The sequence below is a fragment of the Castellaniella denitrificans genome (genome assembly GCF_027214045.1).
Lineage (GTDB): Bacteria > Pseudomonadota > Gammaproteobacteria > Burkholderiales > Burkholderiaceae_B > Castellaniella > Castellaniella denitrificans_A.
The window spans coordinates 56,209-75,372 of the sequence record NZ_JAPWHE010000003.1 but is presented as its reverse complement, the minus strand read 5'-3'; the positions used below and the strand labels follow the sequence as shown (position 1 = coordinate 75,372).

Genomic DNA, 19,164 nt, shown 5'->3' with positions numbered 1-19,164 from the left:
AGATGCAACAAAAGGGCCGCGACGTGGACAAGCCACGCCGCGGCCCTGTCCGGTCAGGCAATCAGAGACCGCTCATGCACAGGTATTTCACGACCAGATAGTCATCCAGCCCATAGTGCGAGCCCTCGCGGCCCAGGCCGGATTGCTTGACCCCGCCGAAGGGCACGGCCTCGTTGGAGATCAGCCCGGTGTTGATGCCCACCATGCCGTATTCGAGCGCCTCGGCCACGCGCCACACGCGTCCGATGTCGCGGCTGTAGAAATAGGCGGCCAGGCCGTATTCCGTATCGTTCGCCATGCGGATGACCTCGGCGTCGTCGCTGAAACGGAACAATGGCGCCAGCGGGCCGAAGGTTTCCTCGCGGGCCAGCTTCATCGTGGGCAATGCGTCGGCCAGCACCGTGGGCTCGAAGAACGTATGCCCCAGCGCGTGAGGCTGGCCGCCGGCCAGGATGCGCCCGCCCTGGGCGACGGCGTCCGCGATGTGTTCCCGGACCTTGGCCACTGCGGCCTCGTCGATCAGGGGGCCCTGGGTGACGCCATCCTCCACGCCGTTGCCGACACGCAGCTTGCCGACCGCCTCCACCAGTTTGCGGCTGAACGCGTCGTAGACCGCATCCTGCACATAGAAACGATTGGTGCACACGCAGGTCTGCCCGGCGTTGCGGTATTTGCTGGCGATGGCGCCTTCCACGGCGGCATCCAGGTCGGCGTCGTCGAAGACGATGAAGGGCGCATTGCCACCCAGCTCGAGCGACAGTTTCTTGATCGACGGGGCGCACTGGCGCATCAGCAAACGCCCGACCTCGGTGGAGCCGGTGAAGGACACCTTGCGCACCAGGTCATTGGACGTCATTTCGCCGCCGATGGCGGGGGCGTCGCCGGTCAGGACGGAGAACACGCCCGCCGGCACCCCGGCCTCTTCCGCCAGCACAGCCAGAGCCAACGCGGAAAAGGGCGTCTGTTCCGCGGGCTTGACGACCAGCGGGCATCCCGCCGCCAGCGCGGCGCCGGCCTTGCGGGTGATCATGGAGGACGGGAAATTCCAGGGGGTGATGGCGGCGCACACCCCGATGGGCTCCTTGGTGACGACAATCCGGCGGTCCCGGGCGAACGTGGGGATCACGTCGCCATAGGCACGCTTGCCCTCTTCGGCAAACCACTCCAGAAAGGCGGCGCCGTAGGCGATCTCGCCGCGGGATTCGCTCAGCGGCTTGCCTTGTTCGGCCGTCATGATCAAGGCCAGGTCCTGGGCGTGCGCGGTCATCAGGTCGAACCAGCGCCGCAGAATGGCCGCGCGTTCCTTGGCGGTCATCGCCCGCCAGGCGCCCCAGGCGGCCTGCGCGCCCTCGATCGCCCGGCGGGTCTCCGCCGCGCCCATGCGAGGCACGGCCCCCAGCATTTCGCCCGTCGCCGGATTGGTGACGACAATGGTTTCGGCGGAATCCGCATCGCACCACCGGCCATTGAGATAGGCCTGCTGACGCAGCAGGTCCGGTTTTTTCAGTGCCAGCATACTTGTACCCCAGTTGATCGTTCAATATAATGAACGATGTTTGTTAGAATGAACGAAATGATCATACCGGCCGGCCTCGTCAGGCGTCAATCCGCCGAAAGACCCCGTTTCCGACGCATCCGGACGGGCGCCTCGCGGGCTCATCCCTTTGCCGACGGCCCATGCCATGAGCACCGATAAAATCCTGGCGCCGGCCGTCGCCCGCGCCTCCGCCGTGCTGGATCTTCTGGCCCGGGCAGGCCGGCCCGTCGCCCTGGCCGAACTGGCCAAAACCCTGCAACTGCCCAAAAGCAGCCTGCATGGCCTGTGCGCCACGCTGGAGCAACTGAACCTGATCACGCGACTGGATGGCGGCCAGATGGCGCTGGGGCCGCACGTCATGATGTGGGCCAATGCCTTCATGGCGCGGCTGGACATCACGCAGGAATTTTTCGCGTCATGGGACGACATGCGCGTCCTGCCGGAAGAGACCATCACGCTGTCGGTGCGCGACGGCGCCGAGGTCGTGTACATCGCCTGCCGCAACGGCAAGCATCCCCTCGGCCTGCGGTTCCACCCCGGCATGCGGCTGCCGGCGGTCTATACAGCCACCGGCCTGGCCATGCTCAGCACCCTGCCGGATGCCAGTGTGCGCAAGCTGCTGGACACACTCCCCGGAGGCTGGCCCGCGCCCCTGACCGACCATGGACTGCGCGACACCGCGTCGGCCATCGCCGAACTGCGCCGGATCCGCCAGCGGCGTTATTCGACCGACCGCGAAGCGGTGCGCGACGGCATGTACTGCTTCGGCGCACCGGTCTTCGATTCGCGCCACCCCGAGGCCGTGGCCGGGGTGGCGGTCAGCATCCGCTCACTGGAGGCCAACCCGGCGCTCGAAGCACGCGCCGGGGACGCGATCCGCAAACTGGCCGACCGCCTGTCGGAACGGCTCGGGGCCTGGCGAGAGCGGTGAGGCAGACGCCACCGTTGGTTACAATAACCGGGCAACACACCCGGATATCCAATGGAAATCGTTCTCAATAGTTACAATACCCTGATCGCCTCAGCACTCGTGATGCTCATCGGGCACTGGCTGGTCTTCCGCATCAAATTCCTGTCCGCGTTCAATATCCCCGAGCCCGTGGCCGGGGGTCTGCTGGCGGCGCTCGTCATCACATTGCTGAACGCCGCCACGGGTCTTACGCTCAAACTCGATACCGAACTGCAGACGACCTTCATGTTGATGTTCTTCGCCTCGATCGGCCTGGGTGCGGATTTCACTCGGCTGAAGAAAGGCGGCAAGCCTCTCGTCATGCTGCTGGCGCTGGTCTCTGTTTTCATCGTCGTGCAGAACATCATCGGCGTAAGCCTGGCGGCGCTACTGGGTCTCAAGCCCCTGATCGGCCTGATGGTCGGCTCGATCACGCTCACCGGGGGCCACGGCACCGCGGGAGCCTGGGGCCCGGTTCTGGAAACGCAATACGGCATCGCTGGCGCCACCACGCTGGGAATCGCCACGGCAACGTTCGGTCTGGTGTTCGGCGGACTGATCGGCGGACCGGTGGCGCGCCACCTGGTCCGCAGCCAGCACCGCGAGCCGGTGCGGAACGCGCGGGAGCGCACTGGCATCGAGGCTATTTCCGGCACGCCGCGTCATGAACAAGGCACGGAAAGCGAGGAAGCGAACCGCCTGACGTTCGAGCTCTTCGACCAGCCGCGCCTGATCACGGCCTACGCCGCAATCGAGACTCTGGCCATGTTTGCCGCCTGCTTGACCAGTGCCGACCTGCTCGGACGCTGGACCCAAGGCACGGCGCTCGAACTGCCCACCTTCATCTGGGCGCTGGCCAGCGGCGTGGTGCTCCGCAACGTACTGACCCACATCTTCCGCTTTCAAATGTTCGACCGCGCGATCGATGTGTTCAGCAACGTCTCGCTATCGCTGTTCCTGGCCATCGCGCTGATCAGCCTGCGCTTATGGGAACTGGCCAGCCTGGCCGGTCCGGTGACCGTCATTCTGGCGGCGCAAGTCGTGGTAATGATGCTTTATGCGATTTTCATCACCTATCGCTTCATGGGTTCCGACTACGACGCCGCGGTGGTTGCCGCCGGCCACTGCGGCTTCGGCCTGGGCGCCACACCCACAGCCATCGCCAACATGCAGGCCGTGACCGACCGCTTCGGCCCCTCTTACAAAGCCTACCTGACCGTACCACTAGTCGGCGCGTTTTTTGTGGACCTGATCAACGCCGCCATTCTGCAGATCTTCACCCAGATCCCCTTTCTTCAGTAAGTCTCACGCACCGGCAGCCACGGCCTCGACGAGCCCTCCCCTCAAGGTGGGGGGCCGAAGACTGAAAAAAAAAAGCCCAAGATCCGAAGATCCTGGGCTAAATCCACCAAAGGAGGAGGGTGGAGGAGACAACCTGGGCATGCCGGTCTGCGAAGAACCTGGGTTCCGAGCCATCGTGACTAGGGGTTTTCCCGCTGCAATCACGTTTCGACATCCGATAAGCAAATTATATAAATAAAACTTGCTGCGATGCAAGATAAATTTATTGTCAATAGACAATACCCAGTGATTAGTCGTATCTGCACAACAACCAAGGGTAAGCACTTAGGCGCCGGACTCAGATCCGGTAGGCCGTGGTCGTCATGACCTTGGACATCAGGCGCATGGCGCCCCGCACCAGGGCGGGCAAAGGCGCCGCGCCGTGATGTTCGGCCGTGGCGCGATGGCCGATCTCGTCGTCGCGCATCTGCGTGACGATCCGCCGCGAGCGCCGGTCATGCTCGGGCAAGGCGCTCAGATGACCGTCCAGGTGCTCCTCGACCTGACGCTCGGTCTCCGCCATGAAGCCCAGATTGTAGGAAATGCCGGCCCGGCTGGCCGCCAGCCCCAGGCCAAAGGACCCGGCATACCACAGCGGGTTGAACAAGCTCGGACGACTGTGCAGTTCGTCCAGGCGCTGCCGGCACCAGGCCAGGTGATCGACTTCCTCTTCGGCCGCCCGCAGCAGCACCCGGCGCACGCCCTCGTCCCGGCACAGCAGCGCCTGCCCCCGGTAGAGGGCCTGGGCGCAGATCTCGCCCACGTGGTTGACCCGCATCAGTCCGGCGGCGTGACGGGATTCGGCGTCGGAGAGCGCCGGATCGTCGGCGGCAGCGGCGGGACCCGCCGGATTCGCCCGCTCGTGGGCGACGGAACCGTCCAGCACCCGCAGGGCGCGGCCCGCCTCGGTCAGTGCCTTATCCAGCCAGCCGGTACGACGGCGCCAGGCCGGTGCCACGTCGCGAGGGTCCGATCCATGCATCGCCTGTTCCATGAGAGAAATCCTTGTCAACGATTGAGGAAGCGCCAGACCGGCTTGAGCTCGGCCAGCAGCCAGCATGACGGCAGGACGATGGCCAGGGCGATCAATCCCCTGCCCGACCAGTCCTGGTCGTCCTGGAGATAGGCGTTGCACAGGCGGATGGGCTGATCCAGGTAGATCATGCCCACGATCGCGCTCATCCAGCAGAAATTGCCGAGGAAAAAGAGCTTGATGACCACGTTGGAATGCCGCAGCGAAGCCCCCAGCACCCAGCCGCAGACCGGCAGGCCCAGATACTTGAACGCCGCCACGCGCCAGTCCGTCAGTGCGTCGTCGAGCGCCTTGGGAATCATCCAGCCCGCTCCGACGAGGCTGACCAGCAGCAGGCCTGGAATGCCATATTCATTATAGGACCAGGCCGGCCGGGGCCGCGCGCCGGCCCGCGGCGGATGACCGGCGCGCCAGGCCCGCTCCGCGAACAGGCCCGCCAGCACCAGCAAGGGAATCTGGACCAGCATGTGCAAGCTCATCAGCGCCGTGAGCGGGCCGCTCAACCCCAGAGCCACGCCCAGACAGATCAGGGCGGCGACGCCCCAGGCCATCGACCCGGCGGGCTTCAGTTTGAACATGTCCATGGCGCCCCCTCGCTACGAGCCGTCCGCCGCGCGGTCCGCGGAGCCCGCCCCGTGTCCGGCGTCAGCCAGCGCCTCGGCGGCGATCAAGGCCAACCCCGGTTCATCCAGGTCCAGGACGCGCGCCAGACTGCCATCGGGGGTCACGATGTGGAAGGCGGCATTGTGCTCGAACTCGCCCAGGGGCGCCGGCACGACCGTGATGCCGAACAGGGCCAGCGCGGCTTCACGCTGCGCGGCCCGGGTAAAGGACATGAATTGCCAGACGGCCGGATCGGCATTCATGCGCACCGCGTAGCGGGCCAGGCCCGGCGCGCGGTCGCGAGGGTCGAAGCTGACGCTGATCAGACGGATGCGGTCTTGCAGCCCGCGCGCCACGATCGCCTCTTGCAGGCGTTCCGTCTGCGACCCCTGGACCAGGCACAGCGACAGACAGCGGGTATAGAAGAAATTGATGATGGCGATGCGCCCGTCGCGGCTCAGATCCTGGCCCAGGTCCAGGACCCGGCCGTCCTCGGCCAGCACTTCGGCGGCGGGAATCGGCCTGGGATGCCGGGCCACGTCCTGGCGCCGGGCGTCCTCGGCCGTCAGGACGGTGAAGCCGCCGGTCAGGCCGTACAGCGCTCCGAGGCCGGCCGCCAGCGCCAGCATCAGCGCGAGAATCCAGCGCACGCCCGCCCCCGCCCTGGCCTACTTGCCCAGCAACGGACGCAGATCCTCGTCGCCCTTCCAGGGGCCCTGCTGGGCCTTGGTCTCCTCGCGGACCTGGGCGACCGTCTTGGCGTCGGTGGCCGAGGCGGCATTGCCGAAGCTGGAGCGCACATGGGTCACCAGGGCGGCGATCTCCTCGTCCGAGAACTTGGAGAAGTGCGGCATCTCGCCGTTGTACTGCGCGCCCTCGACCGTCAGCGGACCGTGGATGCCATGCAGCAGGATGCGGATCATGATGCCCGGATCCGCCGCGTCCACCCATTCGGACTTGGACAGCGGCGGGAACACCCCCGGCACGCCCGCGCCGCTGGCCTGGTGACAGGCCACGCAGTTGGCGGTGTAGAGCTGCCCGCCGTCGGCTGTCGCCGGGACCGCGAAGTCGGCAACGACGCGATCGTCGCCGACGGTAGCGGGCATCGGGTTGAAACTGGTGTACAGGTGGATCACCGCCCACAACAGCAGCAGGCCGATGACCGTCAGCACGATCTTGGGCACCGGCCGGCTGCCTTCGTGCGGTTCGGGCTGCTCGCGGCGCTGCTGGTTGAATCGGGAATCGGTCATTGCTTGGCTCCTTCGGCGCCGGCCTGCTGGGGCAGTTCCGGCAACTGCGCGCCCGGCTTGACCGGATAGGTGTGATCCAGACCGATCAGGTAGGCCACCAGGTCCAGCGCCTCGGGCGTCGCCACGACGACCTTGCCGACCGGCGCGAAACTGGGCGGCAGGTTGACGACCTTGTCGCCCGGATCCGCCTTGTCCTTCAGGCGGAACAGGAAGGGGAAGGACGGCATGTTGCTGCCCGGCGTGTAGGCGCGCGGTTCGTACAGGTGGCCCAGGTTCCAGTCCACGCTGGGCTGTCGGGCGCCGATGTTGAACAGATCCGGCCCGGTGCGCATGGTGCCCAGCAGGTGGGGATGGTCGTAGAAGTAGTCGCCCGCGACCGGCGCGCGGCCCCAGCCGCGCTGGAAGTCAGGCGCCTGGGACTGGCTGCGGGGCTGCTGCGAATGGCAATAGACGCAACCCATCTCGATGTAGACCTGCCGACCGCGCAACTGCTGTTCCGTATAGGGCTTCAGGCCCTCGGGAGGCTGCACGTCGGACAGTTGCATATAGGGCAGCACCACCAGGGTGGCGGTGGCCAGCGCGAGGGTCACCATCGCGCCGCTGAGGAGTTTGTATTCGCTTTCCATGATCAGGCACCTGCGATCGCCTGGGACTCAGGCAAGGATTTACGGTTGTGCAACAGGGCGGGGCCCACGCGGCTCGTGCCGTAGCGCAGGGCCATCATCACGAAGTGAACGGCGAACACCAGATGGCCCAGGGTCATCAGGGAGCCGCCCAGCGTGCGGCCTTCGAGGTAGGGCATCGTGACCCGGACCGATTCCATGAACGGCTTGGTCGCGTCCAGCATGGCCAGGCCCTGCAGCCAGCCGCCGATGGACAGACTGACGAAATAGATGCCGATCCCCAGGGTCACCAGCCAGAAATGCACGCTGATGAGCCTCGGATGCGGCCATTCCCAGGACATGACGCGCGGCATCACGAAATAAATGGCGCCGAACATCACGATGGAGAAGAAGGCGTACAGCCCCAGGTGGGCGTGGGCGACGGTGAAGTGAGTGAAGTGCGCCACCGTGCTGACGCTGCGCAGGGCTTCGAAGGAACCCTCGAAGGAACTGAGGGTGTACATCATGGCCCCCAGAACGATGAAGCGCAGCGTGGGCGAGTAATACATGGTCTTGAAATGACCACGCATCGTCAGGTGCTGGTTCACCGAGAACGCCAGCACGGGGATGATCATCATCATGGACTGGACGATCGACAGCGTGATCAGCCAGTGCGGCACCGGGCCGCCCACCAGGTGGTGGCCGCCGACCTGGCCATAGAAAAAGGCCAGCGCCCAGAAGCCGATCAGCGACAGGTTGTAGGACTGGATCGGGCGGCCGACGATCTTGGGCAGGAAGTAGTACACCGAGGCCAGCGCGATGGGGGTGTAGTACAGGCCCAGCACGTTGTGGCCGAACCACCAGTTCATGGTGGCCTGCTCCACGCCGAAGTGGACGCCGGGCAGCTTGCCCACCAGGTACAGCACCGGGAACCAGAACAACGCAGCGCCCATGTACCAGATCGACACGTACAAGTGCTCGACCTTGCGGTTGCGCAGGGTGAACACCAGCGGCAGCGCGATCAGGGCGCCGCCCAGCACCAGCAGAATGCTGATCTGCCAGGGGATTTCCAGCCATTCCAGACCATCGTTGATCCCCACGGCGATGCTGCCCAGGCCGGCGATCAGGCCCGCGTTCCACAGCATGCAGCCCAGCAGCGCGAAGCGCCCGCCATACAGGCGCGTCTTAAGCAGACGCGGCAGCATCCAGATCGCGACACCGAAGGCCGCCATCGGACACCAGCCGTAGGCCACCATGTTCAGATGCAGCGTGCGTGTGCGGCCAAAGGTCAGCCAGGCGTATTCGGTCAGGAATTCGGGATTGTGCAGCTTGATGGAACTGATCAGGCCGAAAGTCGAGGCCAGCACCAGCCAGACGATGGCACAGCACAGAAAGGTGAACGTGACGTAGGCGGTCGACTGGTCGGCCCCCAGGCGGTCGGCCAGTTCTTTTTTCAGCCGGTCGGCCAGGGACGCATCGACGACGGCCTTGCCGCCTTCCGTCACCACCTGCTGCAGGCCGGCCCGCTGCTCGGGCGTGGCGGAGGGATCCTCGACATGGCCGATTTCGCCGGTCGAAAAGATCACCGAAGCGGCTTCGGGATTTTCGTCGAACATGTTCCGCCTGAGAGACCAGATGAACACACCCAGCCCTGTGACGGATAATATGAAGGTCAGGAGTAATACGGTAACGGTATCCACGGCGCTTCCGATGAGAGACAAAAAACGTGCAGGGCCTGGAAATCCGGCCCTGGCAACCCGTTATTGTAGGCATAGAATTGATCTATGATAAATCTTTCAGAGAATTTCAAGCCTGAATTACCCTAATTACGATGCGGGTATAGTACCCGCCCCCACACCGGTTGTCCGGGGCCGCACACAGGAAACAGACTCACCATGGAATGCACCATCGACTGGCAAGGCCCGGAGGGCATGCTGTTCATCTCACGCACCGGCAGCGGCCACGTCCTGGCGATGGACGGCGCCCCCGACGGAGGCGGACGCAACCTGGCCCCCCGGCCGATGGAAACCGTGCTGACGGGTGCCGGCGGCTGCGCCGCCTACGATGTGGTGCTGATCCTGAAACGCGGCCGCCATGCCGTGACGGGCTGCCAGGTCGCCCTGACGGCCGAACGCGCCGACACCGAACCAAAGGTCTTCACGAAAATCCACTACGCGTTCCGGATCACGGGTCGCGACCTGCCCGCCGCGGCCGTGGAACGCGCGGTGGAACTGTCGCACACGAAATACTGCTCCGCCATCGCCATGCTGGAAAAGACGGCCGAGATCACGCATTCGATCGAGATCGTCGCCGCCTGAAAGGGACGCGGGCGCGGCCACGACCGCTCCCGCAAAGCGGAAGCCCCGCCCGCTCCTAGACCGCCATCGGCGCCGTCAGCGGCGCATGGTGGCGGTAATCCTCCAGCGTGAAATCCCCGGGTTCCAGGCGTTCCAGCCATTCCGGTTCGTAGCGGCCGGTGTCCGCGTAGGCCGGAATGCGGTCCGACAGCCGCAGCCTGGGCGGCGGCAGCGGGTCGCGTTTCAACTGCTCGCGCAGCATGTCCACGTGCGTCTCGTAGATGTGCGCGTCGCCGATGAAATACGTGAACCAGCGCGGCTCGTAGCCCGTCAGGCGGGCCACCAGATGCGTCAGGGCCGCGCCTTCGGCCAGGTTGAACGGCGTGCCCAGCCCCACATCGTTGCTGCGGATGAACAGACACAACGACAGTTCGCGCGTCGCCGGATTCGCCAGGAACTGGTAGAGCAGATGGCAAGGCGGCAGGGCCATTTCATCGAGCTGGGCCCAGTTCCAGCCGTGGAACAGGATGCGCCGGCTGCCCGGATCGCGGATCAGCGTGTCCAGACAGGCGCGCAGTTGGTCCACTGCCTTGTAGAGCAGCACGCACGGCCCGCCCTGATCATCGACCGGACCGACCACGCGGTAGCCCTGACCCAGGGCCGCTTCGATGCGCGCGGTGTCGGCGGCCGGCAACAGCTTGTAGGCCGGCCACTGGCGCCATTGCACGCCGTAGACCGGCCCCAGGTCGTCGGGACCATCGCGCCAGGGACTGTCCAGCCAGGCGCGGTTTTCATTGGCGTTCTGGTCCCAGACCCGGCAGCCCAGCGCGCGAAAGTCCGCCGCGCTGTCGGCCGCCCGCAGGAAGCCGACCAGTTCGCCCATGGCCGATTTGAAGGCCAGGCGCTTGGTGGTCACGGCGGGAAAGCCCTGCCGCAGATCGAAGCGCAGGCAGGCGCCCGGCAGGCTCAGGGTGCGCACGCCGGTGCGATTGTCCTGCCAGGCACCCTGGTCGAAGATCGAGCGGACCAGGTCCAGATAAGCCTTCATGTGGATCGTTCCAGGATGCGCCGGGCGCGTTCGATCAGGGGCAGGTCGACCATGCGTCCATCCAGGCGGAAAGCGTATTCGCCGGTCGAATCGGCGTGAGCCACCACCCGGCGCGCCCAGTCGGTTTCCTCGGGCAGCGGCTGGTAGACGCGGTGCGCCACGGGAATCTGGGCGGGGTGGATGCACATCATCCCGCCGAACCCCATGTCCCGGGCCATCGTGCATGAACGTTCCAGCGCGTCCAGGTCGGTGAAGTCCGGATGGACGCAGTCCAGCGGGTCGGCCAGCCCGTGCATGCGGCTGGCCTTCAGGATGTCGAAGCGGATCTGCCCGAGCACGAACCGGGATGCCTCCGTCATCGGCCGCGTCCCCAGTTCGACCAACAGGTCCAGGCTGCCGAAAGACAGCCGCGCCACGCCGTGGGCCTCGGCGATCCGGTCCAGCGCCCGCAGGCCAGCGGCGGACTCGATCACCGGCATCAGGGGCTTGCCCGCTCCGGACACGATGTAGACGTGCTCCGCGGTCTGGGCCTTGGGCAGCACGATGCCGGCGACCGACGGCAGCGACCGGCACAGGGCCAGGTCGTCCTCGAACCAGGGGGTGGTGCCGTCGTTGATGCGCACCCACAGGCGGTCCGAGGGGTGCGCCGCGGCATGGCGGGCCAGCGCGTCGCGCGCGCCGGGCTTGGCCTGGGGCGCGACGGAGTCCTCCAGGTCGACGATCACGGCGTCCGCGCCGCTGGCGACCGCCTTGGGTATGCGTTCCGGCCGGCTGGCCGGGACGAACAGCGCCGAGCGCATCAAGGTCACAGACATGGAAATCCCCCTTCGTTCAAACCGCGGTTCAGGCCTGTGCCGGGACGATGCGCGCGGCGATGCGGTCACGCCATTCGCGCGGCCCGGTCTGGTGGACCGAGGTGCCCTGCGCATCGACGGCCACCGTCACCGGCATGTCGCGCACCTCGAACTCGTAGATGGCTTCCATGCCCAGATCCTCGAAACCCAGCACCCGTGCGGATCGGATGGCCTTGGACACGAGATAGGCGGAACCACCCACGGCCATCAGATAGGCCGAACCATGGCGCCGGATGGCCTCGATGGCATCGGGGCCGCGTTCGGCCTTGCCGATCATGGCCAGCAGGCCTGTCTGTCCCAACATCATATCGGTAAACGCATCCATGCGCGTGGAGGTGGTGGGGCCGGCCGGGCCGACGACCTCGTCGCGCACCGGATCGACCGGACCGACGTAGTAGATGACGCGTCCGCGGAAATCCACCGGCAGGGATTCGCCGCGCGCCAGCATGTCCTGGATGCGCTTGTGGGCGGCGTCGCGGCCGGTCAGGATGCGGCCGGACAGCAGCAGGCGCTCGCCCGGCTTCCAGGAGGCGACCTCTTCACGCGTAAGCGTGTCCAGGTTCACCTGGCGCGAGGCCTTGTAGTCGGGCTTCCAGTGGACTTCCGGCCACTCGGACAAGGCGGGCGGCTGGAGCGCCGCCGGACCGCTGCCGTCCAGCGTGAAATGCACGTGGCGCGTGGCGGCGCAGTTCGGAATCATGGCGACCGGCTTGGAGGCGGCGTGCGTCGGACAGGTGAGGATCTTGACGTCCAGCACCGTGGTCAGTCCGCCCAGTCCCTGGGCGCCGATGCCCAGGGCATTGACCTTGCGGTACAGCTCGATGCGCAGTTCCTCGAGCTTGTTCTGCGGGCCGCGCTGCAGCAGCTCGTACATATCGATGTCCTGCATCAAGGACTGCTTGGCCATGAGCATGGCCTTTTCCGCCGTACCGCCCACGCCGATGCCCAGCATGCCCGGCGGGCACCAGCCCGCCCCCATGAGCGGCACGGTCTTGAGCACCCAGTCCACCAGGGATTCACTGGGATTGAGCATGGCGAACTTGGTCTTGTTTTCCGAACCGCCGCCCTTGGCGGCGACCTGGACATCCACCGTATCGCCGGGCACCAGTTCGACGTGCAGCACACAGGGCGTGTTGTCGCGCGTATTGCGGCGCGTGAACAGCGGGTCGTCCAGCACCGAGGCGCGCAGCGGATTGTCGGGGTTGGTGTAGCCCCGGCGCACGCCCTCGTCGCACAGTGCCTGCAGGCTGCGGCGCGTGTCGAAACGCACGTCCATGCCGATCTTCAGAAAGACGTTGACGATGCCGGTGTCCTGGCAGATGGGGCGGTGGCCTTCCGCGCACAGGCGCGAATTGGTCAGGATCTGGGCGATGGCGTCGCGCGCCGCCGGGCTTTCCTCGAGTTCGTAGGCGCGCGCCAGGTGCCGGATATAGTCCAGCGGGTGGTAGATGCTGATGAACTGGACGGCGTCCTCGATCGACTGGATCAGATCGTCTTCGGTGATTGTGGTCATTTTCCTTTCCAGACAGGGGGGCGTTTCTCGGCGAACGCGGTCGCGCCCTCGCGGGCGTCCTCCGAGGTGAAGATGTGGGCGATCAGGGGCCGCTGGCGCTCGAACATCTCGTCCGGGCGCCAGTTGCGCGACTGCGCAACGATGGATTTGGCCGTGCGCACCGCCAGCGGGCCGTTGGCGGCGATGACGCGCGCCATCGCCAGGGCTTCGTCCAGCGCCGCGCCGGGCTCGGCCAGGCGATTGACCAGCCCGAGCTGGTGCAGGCGCTCGGCGCCGAACGCCTCGCCCGTCAGCACGGCCTCCATCGCCACGTGGTAGGGGATGCGAGACGGCAGGCGAAGCATGCCGCCCGATCCCGGCACCAGGCCGCGCCGGACCTCGGGCAGGCCGAAGCGGGCGTCGCGCGCCGCCACGACCAGATCGCAGGCCAGCACCAGTTCGCACCCGCCGGCCAGCGCGTAGCCCTCGACGGCGGCGATCAGCGGCTTGGCGGGCGGCTGTTCGCACAGGCCGGCGAAACCGCGCCTGCCCACGTAGGGGCGCTGACCGGTCGCGGCGAAGGCCTTCAGGTCCATGCCCGAGCAGAAATTCCCACCGGATCCGGTCAGCACACCCAAACGCAGGTCGGGATCGTTGTCCAGGACATCCAGGGCCGCCGCCAGGGCCTGGGCGGTCTCCAGGTTGATCGCGTTGCGCGCCTGGGGCCGGTTGAGCTGCATGATCAGCACGCCGTCCAGGCGCTGCACGTCGAGGCAATCGCTCATGTTTTCTCCGAAAAAAGAGAAGTGGATAAAATGGCCGTTCCGGAAGCGGCCCAGGCCGTGTCCGCCGGACGACACGAAACCATCGCGGGCCTGGCCCGCCAAGCCATGCTCACATTCCAACAACTGATTTTATCGCTCCAGCAATATTGGGATCGCCAGGGGTGCGCCCTGCTGCAGCCCTACGACATGGAGGTCGGTGCCGGCACCTCGCACACCGCCACGTTCCTGCGCGCCATCGGCCCGGAACCCTGGCGCGCCGCCTACGTGCAGCCCTCGCGCCGCCCCAAGGACGGACGCTACGGCGAGAACCCCAACCGGCTGCAGCATTACTACCAGTTCCAGGTCGTGCTCAAACCGGCGCCGCTCGACATCCTGGACCTCTACATCGGTTCGCTGCGCGCGCTGGGCATCGACCCGCAACAGCACGACATCCGCTTCGTCGAGGACGACTGGGAGAACCCCACGCTGGGCGCCTGGGGCCTGGGCTGGGAGGTCTGGCTCAACGGCATGGAAGTCACCCAGTTCACCTACTTCCAGCAAGTCGGCGGACTGGACTGCAACCCGACCATGGGCGAGATCACCTACGGCCTGGAACGCCTGGCCATGTACCTCCAGGGGGTGGAGTCCGTCTACGATCTGGTCTGGACGCAAGGTCCGGACGGCACGCCCGTGTACTACCGCGACGTGTTCCACCAGAACGAGGTCGAGCAGTCCACCTACAACTTCGAATTCGCCTCCACCGCCATGCTGTTCGCCCATTTCAACGACTACGAGGCCGAGGCCAGGCGCCTGATCGAAGTCCCGCTCGCCCTGCCCGCCTACGAGGCCACCCTCAAGGCCGCCCACACCTTCAACCTGCTGGACGCGCGCGGTGCCATCAGCGTCACCGAACGCGCCACCTACATCGGCCGTATCCGCGCCCTTTCCCGCGCCGTGGCGCAGGCCTACTACGACGCGCGCGAACGCCTGGGCTTTCCCATGCTGCGGGAGGTCGCGTGATCATGAGCATGAATCCGAACACGCGCCCGCTGGTCGTCGAACTGGTCACCGAGGAACTGCCGCCCAAAGCGCTGGACGCCCTGGGCCAGGCCTTCGCGGAAGGCATCCGCAAGACGCTCGACGCACTCGGCCTGCTGGCCTCGCCATGCGCCTGCGCCGCTTACGCCACGCCCCGGCGACTGGCCGTGCGGCTGGATGCCGTCCTGGATCAGGCGCCCGACCAGGCCTACGCTGAAAAACTCATGCCCGCGTCCATCGGACTGGACGCCGCGGGCTCACCCACCCCCGCACTGCAGAAGAAACTCCAGGCCAAGGGCCTGGGGCATCTGGGTGTCGACAACCTGACCCGCAAACACGACGGCAAGCAGGAGGTGCTCTACGCCGAAGGCACGGCGCCCGGCGCCCGGCTGGCCGACGGCCTGCAACAGGCCCTGGACTACGCCGTCACCCACCTGCCGATCCCCAAGGTCATGCAATACCAGCTGGCCGACGGGCGCAGCAGTGTGAAATTCGTGCGCCCGGCCCAGCGGCTGCTGGCCCTATGGGGCGCCGACGTCGTGCCCGTGCGCGCGCTGGGCCTGGAATCCGGCCGGACCACCCTGGGACACCGTTTCCTGGAAAACGGCCCGCTGTCCATCGAGTCGGCCGACACCTGGGCCGGGCGCCTGACCGACGAAGGACGCGTCGTGCCGTCATTCGCCGACCGGCGCGCGCTCATCGCCCGGCAACTGGCCGAATCCTCCGCCTCGCTGGGCGCGACCATCGGCCAGGATCCCGCAGTCGAGGCCCTGCTCGACGAGGTCACCGCCCTGGTCGAATACCCGACGGTCTATGTCGGCGCGTTCGAAGAAGCGTTCCTGGCCGTGCCGCCGGAATGCCTGATCCTGACGATGCGGCTGAACCAGAAATACTTCCCCCTGTTCGACCCGGCCACCGGCGCGCTGACCCACCGCTTCCTGATCGTCAGCAACATGCGGCCGGCCGACCCGGCACACATCATCCAGGGCAATCAGCGCGTGGTGCGCCCGCGCCTGGCCGACGCGCAGTTCTTCTACCAGACCGACCTGAAGACGCCGCTGGCCGAGCGCGTGGCCGAACTGGCCAACAGCGTCTACCACAACAAGCTCGGCACCCAGCTGCGGCGCACCGAACGCGTGCGCGCGCTGGCGCGCTGGCTGGCGCCGCTGCTGGGCGGACAGGCCGGATCCGCCGACCGCGCCGCCCTGCTGGCCCACGCCGACCTGGGCACCCAGATGGTGGGCGAATTTCCCGAACTGCAGGGCATCATGGGCGCCTATTACGCCGCTCACGACGGCGAGCCCGCCGACGTGGTGCGCGCCCTGCGCGACCAGTACCGCATCCGCCTGGACGAACCCGTCGGCACCGACACGCTCACGGCCGCCATCCTGTTCATGGCGGAACGCGCCGAGACCCTGGTCGGGATCTGGGGCATCGGCCTGGCCCCCACGGGCGAACGCGACCCCTACGGCCTGCGCCGCGCGGCCCTGGGCCTGATCAGCGCCTACGAACAGCTCACGGCCGGCGGCCAGCTTCAGGCCAGCCAGGACTCCCCGGCACGCCTGTCGGCCCTGCTGGCGCAGGCGTCGGCCGGCTTCGAACCCGGCACCCTGGCCGAGGGCACGGTCGATGCCGTGCTGGACTTCGTCTACGAACGCTACCGCAACCAGTTGGCGGCCGGCTTCGACCGTTCGTCCATCGATGCCGTGCTGTCCCTGCGCCCGCCGCTGCACCAGGTCGCGGCGCGGGTCCGGGCCTGCGAACAATTCGCCGCGCTGCCCGAGGCCGAGTCCCTGGCCGCCGCCAACAAGCGCGTCAGCAATCTGCTGAAAAAAGCCGACGACACGCAACCCGGCTTTGATCCCGCGCTGCTGGTCGAGCCAGCCGAACGCCAGTTGGCCGACACCATCGGACGCCTGGAACCGCAGGCCACCGCCCAATTGCAGGCCGGCGACTTCACCGCGAGCCTGGCCACCCTGGCCCAGGCGCGCGCCGCCGTCGACGCGTTCTTCACCGACGTCATGGTCATGGCCGAAGACCCCCGTGTGCGGGCCAACCGCCTGGCGCTGCTGCGGTCCCTGCACGGTCTGATGAACCAGGTCGCCGACCTGTCGAGGCTCGCCCGGTGAAACTCATCATCCTCGACCGCGACGGCGTCATCAACCAGGACAGCGACGCGTTCATCAAGTCGCCCGACGAATGGGTGCCGATCCCCGGCAGCCCGGAAGCCATCGGCCGGCTCAGCCAGGCCGGCTGGCGCGTGGTGGTGGCCACCAACCAGTCCGGCATCGCCCGGGGTCTGTTCACCATGGAGACCCTGGGTGCGATCCATGCCCGGATGCGCCAGGTGGTGGCCGACGCGGGAGGCCGTATCGACGCCATTTTCTGCTGTCCACACGGTCCGGACGACGGCTGCGCCTGCCGCAAACCCCTGCCCGGCATGCTGCACGACATCGCCCAGCGCCTGGACGTGCGCCTGGACGGCGTCCCGCTGGTGGGCGACAGCCTGCGCGACCTGCGCGCCGCGGCCGCCGCGCGCTGCGCCCCCTGGCTGGTCCTGACCGGCAAGGGCCGCAAGACTTGGGAAACCTCGGGCACCAGCGGGGAACTGCCCGCCGGCACCCAGATCCAGGACGATCTGGCCGCCGTCGCCGACGCCCTGCTGAAGGCCGCGCCATGACCTACCTGCGCTCCGCGCTCTACATGACCTACCTGGTCGTCACGGTGATCCCTTACGCCCTGTGCTGCGTGCTGTGGGCGCCGCTGCCCCTGTCCTGGCGCTACCGCTTGACCCTGGGCTGGCCGCGCATGGCGCTGTGGGGCGCCCGCTGGATCCTGGGCATGCGCTACCGGGCGCAGGGCTGGGAGCACCTGCCGGCCGAAGGGCCGGCCATCATCCTGTCCAAGCACCAGTCCGCCTGGGAAACCCTGTATTTCGCGGTGAAGCTGCCGCGCGACGTGGTCTTCGTGTACAAAAAGGAACTGCACCGCGTGCCCTTCTTCGGCTGGAGTCTGGCGCTGCTCAGCATGATTCCCATCGACCGCACCAAGGGCAAGGAATCTTTCGACCAGGTCGTGAAGATCGGCAGCCAACGCCTCGAAGAAGGCCGCTGGCCCGTGCTGTTTCCCGAGGGCACCCGCGTAGCGCCCGGCAAGACCGGCCGCTACAAACAGGGGGGCGCACTGCTGGCCTGCCGCACCGGGGTGCCGGTGATCCCGGTCGCCCACAACGCGGGCGAATGCTGGCCACGCAACGCCTTCCTGAAGACACCGGGGCTGGTGACCGTGTCTTTCGGACCCGCCATCGATCCAGCGGGCCATACGCCGACTTCCCTGAACGACGCCGTGCGCGACTGGATCGAGGCCGAAATGCGGCGCCTCAATCCCGAGCGCTATGCGAAACGCTGACGGCCGCCAGCTCGACCTGTTCGGGCCGACCGAAGACCCCGCAGCCAGTCCCGGCACCGGCAGGCCCGCGCCTCATCCGATGCACGAACCACCCGCCCGTCAGCGGGTGGCGCCCGCGCACCGCCGCCCCGACGCCACCCCGCCCCCTCAGCCGCCGTCCGCGCTGCCCCAGGGCGCGCGCTGGCTGACGCTCGAACTGGAAGATGGAGGGGTGCTGGGCTACGTGCTGCGCCGGGCGCGCCGCAAGACCATCGGGCTGCACATCCGCGACGCCGGCCTCGCGATCCAGGCCCCCGCCTGGGCCACGCGCGCACAGATCGAGGACGCCATCCGCCACAAGGCCACCTGGATCCGGAACAAGCTCCAGGACCGCGACCGGAGGCTGGAACAACTCGCCCTGCAAGCCGGCCAATGGCGCCCGGGCGGCCGCATCCCCTACCTGGGCATCGCCATCGAACTGCGTCTGGACGGCGCCCGGCCGGCCCGCTATGACGGCGATCCCGCCGCCCCCGCCGAGGGCGACCGGCTGTTCCTGCCGCTGCCCGACACGGCCGACACCGGCCGCGTACAAGAGCGCGCACAGGCCTGGCTGCAGGCGCGCGCGCGGATCGATTTCGAGGCGCGTCTGCAGCGCTGCCTGGACCTGTCGGGACGATCGATCGCCGGCTGGGGACTGTCATCCGCCCAGGGGCGGTGGGGTTCGTGCAGCAGCCAGGGGCGCATTCGCCTGAACTGGCGCCTGATCCATTTCGCCCCGGCGTTGATTGACTACGTGGTCGCCCACGAAATCGCCCACCTGAAGGAAATGAACCACGGCCCGGCCTTCTGGCGCGAGGTCGAACGCCTGTGTCCGGATTTCAGGGCGGCGCGCGACACGCTGCGGCGCCAGCCCCCGGATACTTTGCCGCTGATCTGAGTATGATGTCGTATTGCTGCGCAACCGGAGGA

Annotated in this window: 19 protein-coding genes; 8 read left to right on the top strand and 11 right to left on the bottom strand. The window is 67.1% G+C overall.

Features of this window, described 5'->3' with window-relative positions; all coding sequences use genetic code 11:
• Nucleotides 1-61 precede the first annotated feature (61 nt).
• A complete protein-coding gene (gene gabD, locus O4H32_RS06150) occupies nucleotides 62-1,516 on the bottom strand; it encodes an NADP-dependent succinate-semialdehyde dehydrogenase (protein ID WP_269357667.1) in 1,455 nt (484 codons plus the stop codon).
• 166 nt (nucleotides 1,517-1,682) lie between these two features.
• Between gabD and O4H32_RS06145 the strand changes: the two genes are divergently transcribed.
• Together O4H32_RS06145 and gltS are read left to right on the top strand one after the other, a co-directional pair.
• Entirely contained in the window at nucleotides 1,683-2,468 is a 786-nt protein-coding gene (locus O4H32_RS06145) for an IclR family transcriptional regulator (RefSeq protein WP_269357666.1), read from the top strand.
• 51 nt (nucleotides 2,469-2,519) lie between these two features.
• On the top strand, nucleotides 2,520-3,788 hold the full coding sequence (gltS, locus tag O4H32_RS06140; protein ID WP_269357665.1) for a sodium/glutamate symporter: 1,269 nt from the start codon (nucleotides 2,520-2,522) through the stop codon (nucleotides 3,786-3,788).
• Between the two features lie 337 nt (nucleotides 3,789-4,125).
• Here gltS and coq7 read toward each other — a convergent pair whose 3' ends face one another.
• Genes coq7 through O4H32_RS06110 form a run of 6 tightly spaced genes read right to left on the bottom strand, consistent with a single transcriptional unit; the run spans nucleotide 4,126 to nucleotide 9,015 of the window.
• Nucleotides 4,126-4,821, bottom strand: a complete 696-nt coding sequence (gene coq7, locus O4H32_RS06135; protein ID WP_269357664.1) for a 2-polyprenyl-3-methyl-6-methoxy-1,4-benzoquinone monooxygenase — start codon at nucleotides 4,819-4,821, stop codon at nucleotides 4,126-4,128.
• 14 nt (nucleotides 4,822-4,835) lie between these two features.
• On the bottom strand, nucleotides 4,836-5,444 hold the full coding sequence (locus O4H32_RS06130) for a hypothetical protein (protein ID WP_269357663.1): 609 nt from the start codon (nucleotides 5,442-5,444) through the stop codon (nucleotides 4,836-4,838).
• A gap of 12 nt (nucleotides 5,445-5,456) precedes the next feature.
• Nucleotides 5,457-6,113, bottom strand: coding sequence for an SCO family protein (locus O4H32_RS06125; protein WP_269357662.1), 657 nt, complete (start codon nucleotides 6,111-6,113; stop codon nucleotides 5,457-5,459).
• Between the two features lie 18 nt (nucleotides 6,114-6,131).
• A complete protein-coding gene (locus O4H32_RS06120) occupies nucleotides 6,132-6,713 on the bottom strand; it encodes a c-type cytochrome (protein ID WP_269357661.1) in 582 nt (193 codons plus the stop codon).
• Complete coding sequence (locus tag O4H32_RS06115) at nucleotides 6,710-7,339, bottom strand: cbb3-type cytochrome c oxidase subunit II (protein ID WP_269357660.1); 630 nt, start codon at nucleotides 7,337-7,339, stop codon at nucleotides 6,710-6,712. The genes O4H32_RS06120 and O4H32_RS06115 overlap by 4 nt, the downstream gene beginning before the upstream one ends.
• Nucleotides 7,340-7,341: 2 nt before the next feature.
• Nucleotides 7,342-9,015, bottom strand: coding sequence for a cbb3-type cytochrome c oxidase subunit I (locus O4H32_RS06110; protein ID WP_269357659.1), 1,674 nt, complete (start codon nucleotides 9,013-9,015; stop codon nucleotides 7,342-7,344).
• Between the two features lie 195 nt (nucleotides 9,016-9,210).
• On the opposite strand from O4H32_RS06110, the gene O4H32_RS06105 reads away from it, so the two are divergent.
• Complete coding sequence (locus tag O4H32_RS06105) at nucleotides 9,211-9,633, top strand: OsmC family protein (RefSeq protein WP_269357658.1); 423 nt, start codon at nucleotides 9,211-9,213, stop codon at nucleotides 9,631-9,633.
• Nucleotides 9,634-9,688: 55 nt separating this feature from the next.
• On the opposite strand, the gene O4H32_RS06100 is transcribed toward O4H32_RS06105, so the two are convergent.
• From O4H32_RS06100 to O4H32_RS06085, 4 genes are read right to left on the bottom strand one after another with little or no spacing between them, the layout of a single operon-like run.
• Complete coding sequence (locus tag O4H32_RS06100; protein WP_269357657.1) at nucleotides 9,689-10,660, bottom strand: thymidylate synthase; 972 nt, start codon at nucleotides 10,658-10,660, stop codon at nucleotides 9,689-9,691.
• On the bottom strand, nucleotides 10,657-11,475 hold the full coding sequence (locus O4H32_RS06095; protein WP_269357656.1) for an HpcH/HpaI aldolase/citrate lyase family protein: 819 nt from the start codon (nucleotides 11,473-11,475) through the stop codon (nucleotides 10,657-10,659). The genes O4H32_RS06100 and O4H32_RS06095 overlap by 4 nt, the downstream gene beginning before the upstream one ends.
• A gap of 28 nt (nucleotides 11,476-11,503) precedes the next feature.
• A complete protein-coding gene (locus tag O4H32_RS06090; protein WP_269357655.1) occupies nucleotides 11,504-13,027 on the bottom strand; it encodes a fumarate hydratase in 1,524 nt (507 codons plus the stop codon).
• Nucleotides 13,024-13,791 (bottom strand): crotonase/enoyl-CoA hydratase family protein, encoded by a 768-nt coding sequence (locus tag O4H32_RS06085; protein WP_269357654.1) that lies wholly within the window; start codon nucleotides 13,789-13,791, stop codon nucleotides 13,024-13,026. The genes O4H32_RS06090 and O4H32_RS06085 overlap by 4 nt, the downstream gene beginning before the upstream one ends.
• 105 nt (nucleotides 13,792-13,896) lie before the next feature.
• Here O4H32_RS06085 and glyQ point away from each other — a divergent pair, with 105 nt between their 5' ends.
• The 5 genes from glyQ to O4H32_RS06060 are packed head-to-tail and all read left to right on the top strand — an operon-like array spanning nucleotide 13,897 to nucleotide 19,132.
• Entirely contained in the window at nucleotides 13,897-14,790 is an 894-nt protein-coding gene (gene glyQ / locus O4H32_RS06080; RefSeq protein WP_269357915.1) for a glycine--tRNA ligase subunit alpha, read from the top strand.
• Between the two features lie 8 nt (nucleotides 14,791-14,798).
• Nucleotides 14,799-16,937, top strand: a complete 2,139-nt coding sequence (gene glyS, locus O4H32_RS06075) for a glycine--tRNA ligase subunit beta (RefSeq protein ID WP_269357914.1) — start codon at nucleotides 14,799-14,801, stop codon at nucleotides 16,935-16,937.
• Nucleotides 16,934-17,488, top strand: a complete 555-nt coding sequence (gmhB, locus tag O4H32_RS06070) for a D-glycero-beta-D-manno-heptose 1,7-bisphosphate 7-phosphatase (protein ID WP_269357653.1) — start codon at nucleotides 16,934-16,936, stop codon at nucleotides 17,486-17,488. Before glyS ends, gmhB begins: the two co-directional genes overlap by 4 nt.
• On the top strand, nucleotides 17,485-18,216 hold the full coding sequence (locus O4H32_RS06065) for a lysophospholipid acyltransferase family protein (protein ID WP_269357652.1): 732 nt from the start codon (nucleotides 17,485-17,487) through the stop codon (nucleotides 18,214-18,216). The genes gmhB and O4H32_RS06065 overlap by 4 nt, the downstream gene beginning before the upstream one ends.
• Nucleotides 18,203-19,132: a M48 family metallopeptidase gene (locus O4H32_RS06060; protein WP_269357651.1), complete on the top strand. Its 930-nt coding sequence runs from the start codon at nucleotides 18,203-18,205 to the stop codon at nucleotides 19,130-19,132. Before O4H32_RS06065 ends, O4H32_RS06060 begins: the two co-directional genes overlap by 14 nt.
• Nucleotides 19,133-19,164: the final 32 nt, after the last annotated feature.

Bases quoted from the DNA above. Each gene is read 5' to 3' on its own strand.
- gabD (WP_269357667.1), bottom strand. From the start codon at position 1,516: ATGCTGGCACTGAAAAAACCGGACCTGCTGCGTCAGCAGGCCTATCTC.
- O4H32_RS06145 (WP_269357666.1), top strand. From the start codon at position 1,683: ATGAGCACCGATAAAATCCTGGCGCCGGCCGTCGCCCGCGCCTCCGCC.
- gltS (WP_269357665.1), top strand. From the start codon at position 2,520: ATGGAAATCGTTCTCAATAGTTACAATACCCTGATCGCCTCAGCACTC.
- coq7 (WP_269357664.1), bottom strand. From the start codon at position 4,821: ATGGAACAGGCGATGCATGGATCGGACCCTCGCGACGTGGCACCGGCC.
- O4H32_RS06130 (WP_269357663.1), bottom strand. From the start codon at position 5,444: ATGGACATGTTCAAACTGAAGCCCGCCGGGTCGATGGCCTGGGGCGTC.
- O4H32_RS06120 (WP_269357661.1), bottom strand. From the start codon at position 6,713: ATGACCGATTCCCGATTCAACCAGCAGCGCCGCGAGCAGCCCGAACCG.
- O4H32_RS06115 (WP_269357660.1), bottom strand. From the start codon at position 7,339: ATGGAAAGCGAATACAAACTCCTCAGCGGCGCGATGGTGACCCTCGCG.
- O4H32_RS06105 (WP_269357658.1), top strand. From the start codon at position 9,211: ATGGAATGCACCATCGACTGGCAAGGCCCGGAGGGCATGCTGTTCATC.
- O4H32_RS06100 (WP_269357657.1), bottom strand. From the start codon at position 10,660: ATGAAGGCTTATCTGGACCTGGTCCGCTCGATCTTCGACCAGGGTGCC.
- O4H32_RS06095 (WP_269357656.1), bottom strand. From the start codon at position 11,475: ATGTCTGTGACCTTGATGCGCTCGGCGCTGTTCGTCCCGGCCAGCCGG.
- O4H32_RS06090 (WP_269357655.1), bottom strand. From the start codon at position 13,027: ATGACCACAATCACCGAAGACGATCTGATCCAGTCGATCGAGGACGCC.
- O4H32_RS06085 (WP_269357654.1), bottom strand. From the start codon at position 13,791: ATGAGCGATTGCCTCGACGTGCAGCGCCTGGACGGCGTGCTGATCATG.
- glyQ (WP_269357915.1), top strand. From the start codon at position 13,897: ATGCTCACATTCCAACAACTGATTTTATCGCTCCAGCAATATTGGGAT.
- glyS (WP_269357914.1), top strand. From the start codon at position 14,799: ATGAATCCGAACACGCGCCCGCTGGTCGTCGAACTGGTCACCGAGGAA.
- O4H32_RS06065 (WP_269357652.1), top strand. From the start codon at position 17,485: ATGACCTACCTGCGCTCCGCGCTCTACATGACCTACCTGGTCGTCACG.
- O4H32_RS06060 (WP_269357651.1), top strand. From the start codon at position 18,203: ATGCGAAACGCTGACGGCCGCCAGCTCGACCTGTTCGGGCCGACCGAA.